General features: G+C 65.3%; 5 protein-coding genes and 3 pseudogenes. 1 reads left to right on the forward strand and 7 read right to left on the reverse strand.

Features of this window, described 5'->3' with window-relative positions:
- Nucleotides 1–40: 40 nt before the first annotated feature.
- Both ABZT03_RS42615 and ABZT03_RS42620 read right to left on the reverse strand, forming a co-directional pair.
- Nucleotides 41–832 carry an ISAs1 family transposase gene (locus tag ABZT03_RS42615; protein ID WP_356049497.1) on the reverse strand — a complete coding sequence of 264 codons (792 nt, stop codon included), beginning with the start codon at nt 830–832 and terminating at the stop codon, nt 41–43.
- A gap of 46 nt (nt 833–878) precedes the next feature.
- Nucleotides 879–2,075: an IS110 family transposase gene (locus tag ABZT03_RS42620; protein ID WP_356049503.1), complete on the reverse strand. Its 1,197-nt coding sequence runs from the start codon at nt 2,073–2,075 to the stop codon at nt 879–881.
- A 485-nt stretch (nt 2,076–2,560) separates the two neighbouring features.
- Between ABZT03_RS42620 and ABZT03_RS42625 the strand changes: the two genes are divergently transcribed.
- Nucleotides 2,561–3,874, forward strand: a complete 1,314-nt coding sequence (locus ABZT03_RS42625) for a hypothetical protein (RefSeq protein ID WP_356049499.1) — start codon at nt 2,561–2,563, stop codon at nt 3,872–3,874.
- A gap of 104 nt (nt 3,875–3,978) precedes the next feature.
- Here ABZT03_RS42625 and ABZT03_RS42630 read toward each other — a convergent pair.
- The 5 genes and pseudogenes from ABZT03_RS42630 to ABZT03_RS42650 form a co-directional block, all read right to left on the reverse strand.
- Nucleotides 3,979–4,140: pseudogene (locus tag ABZT03_RS42630) on the reverse strand (IS5/IS1182 family transposase); the annotation flags it as partial.
- A 60-nt stretch (nt 4,141–4,200) separates the two neighbouring features.
- Nucleotides 4,201–4,398, reverse strand: a pseudogene (locus tag ABZT03_RS42635) (ISL3 family transposase); the annotation flags it as partial.
- Nucleotides 4,399–4,693: 295 nt separating this feature from the next.
- A pseudogene (locus ABZT03_RS42640) lies at nt 4,694–4,903 on the reverse strand (ISL3 family transposase); the annotation flags it as partial.
- Nucleotides 4,904–4,960: 57 nt separating this feature from the next.
- Complete coding sequence (locus ABZT03_RS42645) at nt 4,961–5,323, reverse strand: hypothetical protein (RefSeq protein WP_356049505.1); 363 nt, start codon at nt 5,321–5,323, stop codon at nt 4,961–4,963.
- Entirely contained in the window at nt 5,212–5,586 is a 375-nt protein-coding gene (locus ABZT03_RS42650) for a transposase domain-containing protein (protein WP_356049501.1), read from the reverse strand. Before ABZT03_RS42650 ends, ABZT03_RS42645 begins: the two co-directional genes overlap by 112 nt.
- Nucleotides 5,587–5,812 lie beyond the last annotated feature (226 nt).

The following is a 5,812-nucleotide window of genomic DNA, read 5'->3' on the forward strand; positions in this document are numbered from 1 at the left end:
CGGGCGCCGGGGAAGAGCAGGTTGTTCAGCGTGCAGACCTTCAGCCTGCGGATCTCACAGCGTCCGTGCCCGGTCGTGCGGATGCGGTCCTGGAGTGGAATCTGCTTCCAGGGAAGGGATGTGAGCTGCGCGCGGAGCTTCTTCGTGTTGCGCTCACGATCACGATGTAGTGGGCGTCCCGCCCGCGCAGATAGGTGGCGTGGTCGGTTTGAGTGTGCAGGGCATCGCTGGTCACGACGGTGCCGGACAGGTCGGGCAACGTGTCCAGCAGAGGTCGAACCCGAGTGATCTCGTTGGTCTTCTCACCGACGTCCATCTGCGCGAGGACCAGCCCGCCGACGTGGTCGCAGGCGGCCAGGAGATGGATTCTCCGGCCCTTGGCGCGGGCGGCGCCCCGCAGCGACTTCCCGTCGACGGCCAGCGCCCTCAAGCCGCCCGCGTCCTGCTGCCGGCCGGCAAGCCAGGCCCCGACCGCCCGGTCCAGGGCGTTCGCGTCGATTCGTGCCAGGACTCTGCGTATCGTTGTTTCCGCAGGCCAGGAGCGTTTCGGGAAGAGTGGGTCGACGCGGATACCGAGCCGCTCGAGGAGTCCTTCGGGGGCATCGGCCACCCATTCACTCACCGCCAGCAGCGACCTCGCCCCGGCGAGGACGGCGCAGGCTGTCAGGGCCAGCACCGCGGCAAGCGGATGCCGTACTCCGCGGGGATCGCGCGGATCGGGGACCTGCGCGAGGCATTCCAGCAGGTCGGGGATCTCCCTGGGAGCGGCTCCCGCACGGGGGCCGAGTTGGTCCAGGGCAGGAGGGATCAGAGATGATGCGTCGGCAGGCACGGACTTCCCAGGATCACAGAGCGTAGAGAACTTCCCAATGCCGTTGTCAAGCCGCTGCCGTGACTGGTGGTGTGGCTTGGTAGCACGCTCCGTCGCGGATCATGGCCCACAGGACGTTGGCCCGGCGGCGGGCGAGTGCCAGCAGCGCCTGCTTGTGCCCCTTGCCCTCGGCCCGCTTGCGCTCATAGAACTGTTCCGAGGCGGGACAGTTCCGCAGGCTGGCGAAGGCCGAGAGGTAGAAGGCTCGGAGCAGGCCGCGGTGGTAGCGGCGTGGGCGGTGGAGGTCGCCGCTGACGCGTCCGGAGTCGCGGGGGACGGGTGCGAGGCCGGCGTAGCCGGCCAGACGGTCGGCGGTGCCAAAGGTGCCCATGTCGCCGCCGGTCGCAGCGAGGAACTCCGCGCTCAGCATGGTGCCCATGCCAGGCAGGCTCTGGATCACCTCGGCGTGCGGGTGCTCGCGAAACCGGGCCTCGATAAGGACTTCGAACTCGGTGATCTCCTCATCGAGGGCCATCACCCCCTTCGCCAGGCGGGCCACCATGGTGGCCGCGAGTTTCTCGCCGGGCAGTGCGGTGAACTGGGCCTCGGCGGCCTCCACGACGGTCCGGGCCAGGGCCGCGCTGTTGCGGACCTTGCGGTTCTTCAGCCACGTCGCGATCCGGAAGGCGCCGGCGCGACGGATCGCGGCCGGGGTCTGGTAGCCGGTCAGCAACAGGACCGGCCCCTTCTTCGTCAGGTCCAAAGAACGTTCCAACGCAGGGAAGATTTCCAAGAGTTGGGCGCGAAGTCGGTTGATCTGCCGGGTCCGGTCGCAGACCAGATCGGTGCGGCGGGTGACCAGAGTGCGCAGGTCGACCGATATCTCGTCGCCGGGCCGCAGGACACCGAGGTCGGTGCGCATGCGGGCCTGGTCGGCGATGACGAAGGCGTCCTTCGCGTCGGTCTTGGCCTGGCCGCGGTAGCCGGCCGAGGCGCGGTGGATGGCCAGGCCGGTGATGTAGGTGATGTGCTGGTCGTGGCTGACCAGCAGACCGAGCAGGAGCGCGGCCCCGCCGTGGTTGATGTCCACCGCCCACAGCACATCCCGCGACAGCTCCAGTACGTCAGCGATGAGCTGGAGCAGTTCAGCCTCGTCGTTCAGGATGCGACGCGACAGCAGTCTCTTGCCCTGGGCGTCGATCACCACGCAGTGGTGATGTTCCTTGCCGATGTCCACTCCGGCCCAGATCTCGGGCACAGCCACCTCCGTCAGCTCGTCGTACACCAACCCAGCAGACGACCTCGCCGACGTTGTCCTACAAAGCGATCGCGTCGCGTCTCCCAATTAGCGGTCGAGTCGTCGCGGGGTTCCGGGCGGCCAAGTTCTCTGAGCCATCCAGCGGCGACTCCATGACAGCCATACCCGGAACCCCTGGGCCCCGCCGATCTTACGAATGACCAGCTCAGACCCACATCAAGAAAGGTAGGACTCCATGATCACGGGCGTCCGTGCCTGTTCCGCACCCGACCCCGCCCAATCTGGTCATCCGTCAGGAAGCGGGCATCAGCCAACTACGCCGAAGCCCTGCCTCCGGCCTGCCCAGCGTCAGCCCGCGGTACGAAAACGGGCCACCGACTCCGTCGGCGGCCCGTCACGAAATTTCGAGGTTAGGTTAGGAATCATTGAACCACAGGGCTGTCTGGTGCGTTGTGAGATCAGGTCGACCCTGACTCGCTATGGAGGGCTCCATGCCTAGACCGACAGATGAACAACGAGCTGCCGACATTCGTCGTTACTACGGTCTCGACGAAGAAGCTAATCCCCGTATGCTCCTGGGATTCCTGCCGATTCGAGAGGCGCCGATAAATTCGGATGAATTCGAACGGAACATGCGGAACCGGCTTTTCAGACTCTCTGGAACAGATGCTTCATATTCTGTGGGGCCACTGGAGCTGCAAGCCCTGAAGGATGCAAAGCTGCCCCTGAAGCAAATCGCAGGTGGCAAATGGAGAATTGACAAGAAAAAGGCATTCTCAGAAAATGAAATTAATGCAGGTGTCAGCGATCAGGGCAGGGCCCAAGCGGTGCGTAGACTCTACGCTCTCGACGGAGGCAAAGCCACCGTGGCCCGGGGATTGTTGCCGAGTCTTGAGGGGGAGCATAGCGATGCGCGGGTCCGGATTCTCAGCCTCAATAATAGAACGGGCCAGACTTGTGCGGGGCCGGAGGAGGCGGCCGCCTTGAGGGCGGCAGGGCTGCCCCTGAAAGAACTCGATAATGGCAAATGGAGAATTGACACGGAAAAGGCAGGCTCGGAATGGAAAGTCAAAGCGGATGTCGCAGATCAGGAAAGGGCCGATGCGGTGTCTGCAGTATTCGGTCTCGGTGGAGGCAAAGCCACCGTGGCCTGGGGATCCTGGCCGCGTTATCCACCGAAAGGAGCCACTGACTCTGCAGCGAAAATGTGGGCTCGAATGACATACCTCTCTGATTCAAATAAAAATGGGGCGGGGCCGGCGGAGGCGGCCGCCTTCGCGGAGGCAGGGCTGAGCCTGAGAAAACTCCCTACTGGTAGATTTCTAATTAACAAGGGCGTCCCGGGCGAGTTGCCGTACGAGGTGACGAGCGAGCTTCTGGCGCAGGGGAGGAAGTATCTGGCGGAGGCGGATCCGCCAGATCCCGGGCCTTCACATCCTGTCGACGCGACCGCCTGGGATCCTTCTGCTATGCAGGTGCCGGCAAATCAGGACTATGGCAATTACGGGATGGGCCATTATCCGGAAAATCTGGTAGCGGGGCAGCAATACCTTTATCCAGATCCCGGGCCTTCACATCCTGTCGACGCGGCCGCCTGGGATCCTTCTGCTATGCAGGTGCCGGCAAATCAGGACTATGGCAATTACGGGATGGGCCATTATCCGGAAAATCTGGTAGCGGGGCAGCAATACCTTTATCCAGATCCCGGGCCGTCTTCACGTGCCGGGCAGTCGTCACATGCCGGGCATTCGTCACATGCCGGGCATTCGTCGCATCAGAATCGGAACACACAGGGGCGGAGGTAGGCGACAGGGCTTGATCAAGTTCCGTACGTACCGCTTGGCCGTTCGGTGAGGGAGGGGGTAAGGCAGGGTCTTTGAGAGGTCGTTCCGGTTGAAGACGGGATAGTTCATGGGTTGTGCCAAGTTATGGGTGTTTCGCCGGTTGCTCGCTTCGCGAGGTTGGAGATCATCGCAAGGCGGATCATGCTCTCGGAGTGGGCGGGTTTGGTCTCGTAGTCCCGGGCGAGGCGGCGGTGCATCATGATCCAGCCGAAACTGTGCTTGCTGACCAGGGACTTCACAGCCTCGGTGAGGTTGTGCCAGAGGTGCCACAAGTCGGCGACCTGGACGGCGTCGGGGGCTCCGGCACGGGCGCCGTCCGCGAAGGCGCCGCCGCGGTCGCGGCAGATGATCTCCACTCCGGGGTGGTCGGTGAGCCAGGCGGCGAACGTCGCCGACTCCCGGTCGGGCAGCAGGTCGATGGGGGCGTGGGTCTCGCAGTCGACCAGTACGGCCGTACTTGTGGCCCTTGCGGGTGGCGAATTCATCGACCCCGAGCACTCGGGGCGTTTGTGCGTACGGGTCGGCGAGGGCCATGGCCAGGCTCAGCAGAGTGGTGTCGCTGACCGGAGCCGGCAGCCGGGCCGCCAGGCGTTCACCGGCGCGGCCCGCCAAGGCCACCGCGATCGCGCCCAACAGGCCCGTGAGCTGCGGAGTCCGCCGACCGTAACGCACGGTCAGCCCATCAACCTGCTCGGCGAACGTCACCCTCCCGCAGCTCGGGTTGTCGCAGAACAGGCGCCGGATGGTCAACGTGATGGACACCCGTCGGCCGCCGACAGGGTCGTCGGCGAGCCGACGCTCGTAGCCGCTGTGCCGACGTCTCGACAGAACCTCGCAGTCCGGGCACGACGCCGAGATCGTCGATGCCGTACTCGCCACGATCCGTAACAGACCGCCCACTGCCACCACTTGCTCCACCAGCACCCCGCCGAGGTGCGGAAACACCGTCTTCAGCAACTCCTCACACTGATCCAGCATCCCGCCATCCATGACGGAGCGTCACTGGCGCACGGAAGCATGACCGGCTTCACGGAAATCTTGGAAGAGTCAGAATTCAGGCGTCGCCGAGAGCCGGGCCAGGGCCTGTTCGGACGTCCGGATCCCGTCCATCTCCGCGTCCAGGTGCGCATGCGATCCGCATTCGGTCAGCGTCACCATGCGCACCTGCGGAAACGCCGAGGCGTAGTTCCCCGAACCGCTGACGCCGAAAGCCTTACGGTTGTCCGGGCTGTCCGGTGCCTCCCAGACCACGCCGTCGATCGCCGCCAGACGGCAGCCCGCCAGCCAGGCGCCCCGTGTCATCGGCTCCGCCACCGGCCGCGCGACCTGCGCGAAGATCTCCGCCAGCACCTCGAACCCCAGCCGGGCACGGGCCTGGAGCTGATACCGCCCGAGGTCGGCACCGACCACGCCGGATCCCAACACCCCCACGACCGCGGCGTCCCAGCCAGCTTGGCCATCACCTCTTCGTAGTCGTCATCGGCGAATAGCGCCAGCGCCATCGCGAAGTACACCATCACGTGCGGCGGTAGCTTCCCGCCGGCCCGCGGGGACCGCCGCCCCTGCGCCAGCACCACCTCGTCCACCACGTCCCGCGGCACCGCCTCGGCCAGCACCCCGAGCGACACCCACTCGGCCAGCCCGACACCCGCCCCACCCTCAACCTCCGGCATGCGCAGGACGATAGCCCCCGCTCACCAGCCCCGCTGGTCAAGATCAACGCAAGCTAAGTGGCACTACAACTGCCGTGGCTGAGAGTGAACCATCGGCGACACGGGACCGTTGTAGCGACCGGAGGGCGACCGGCCCTTCACCTACCTTGGGGGCGGGGGAGTTGAAAGTGCATCTACATGGCGTTGATGAGCCTGGACCCGACCGGGAAGGGCCGCAGGCGGTGAC

The sequence above is a fragment of the Streptomyces sp. NPDC005574 genome (genome assembly GCF_040605435.1).
Lineage (GTDB): Bacteria > Actinomycetota > Actinomycetes > Streptomycetales > Streptomycetaceae > Streptomyces.

Coding starts and splice junctions, on each gene's coding strand:
- ABZT03_RS42625 (WP_356049499.1), top strand. CDS start 2,561: ATGCCTAGACCGACAGATGAACAACGAGCTGCCGACATTCGTCGTTAC.
- ABZT03_RS42650 (WP_356049501.1), bottom strand. CDS start 5,586: ATGCCGGAGGTTGAGGGTGGGGCGGGTGTCGGGCTGGCCGAGTGGGTG.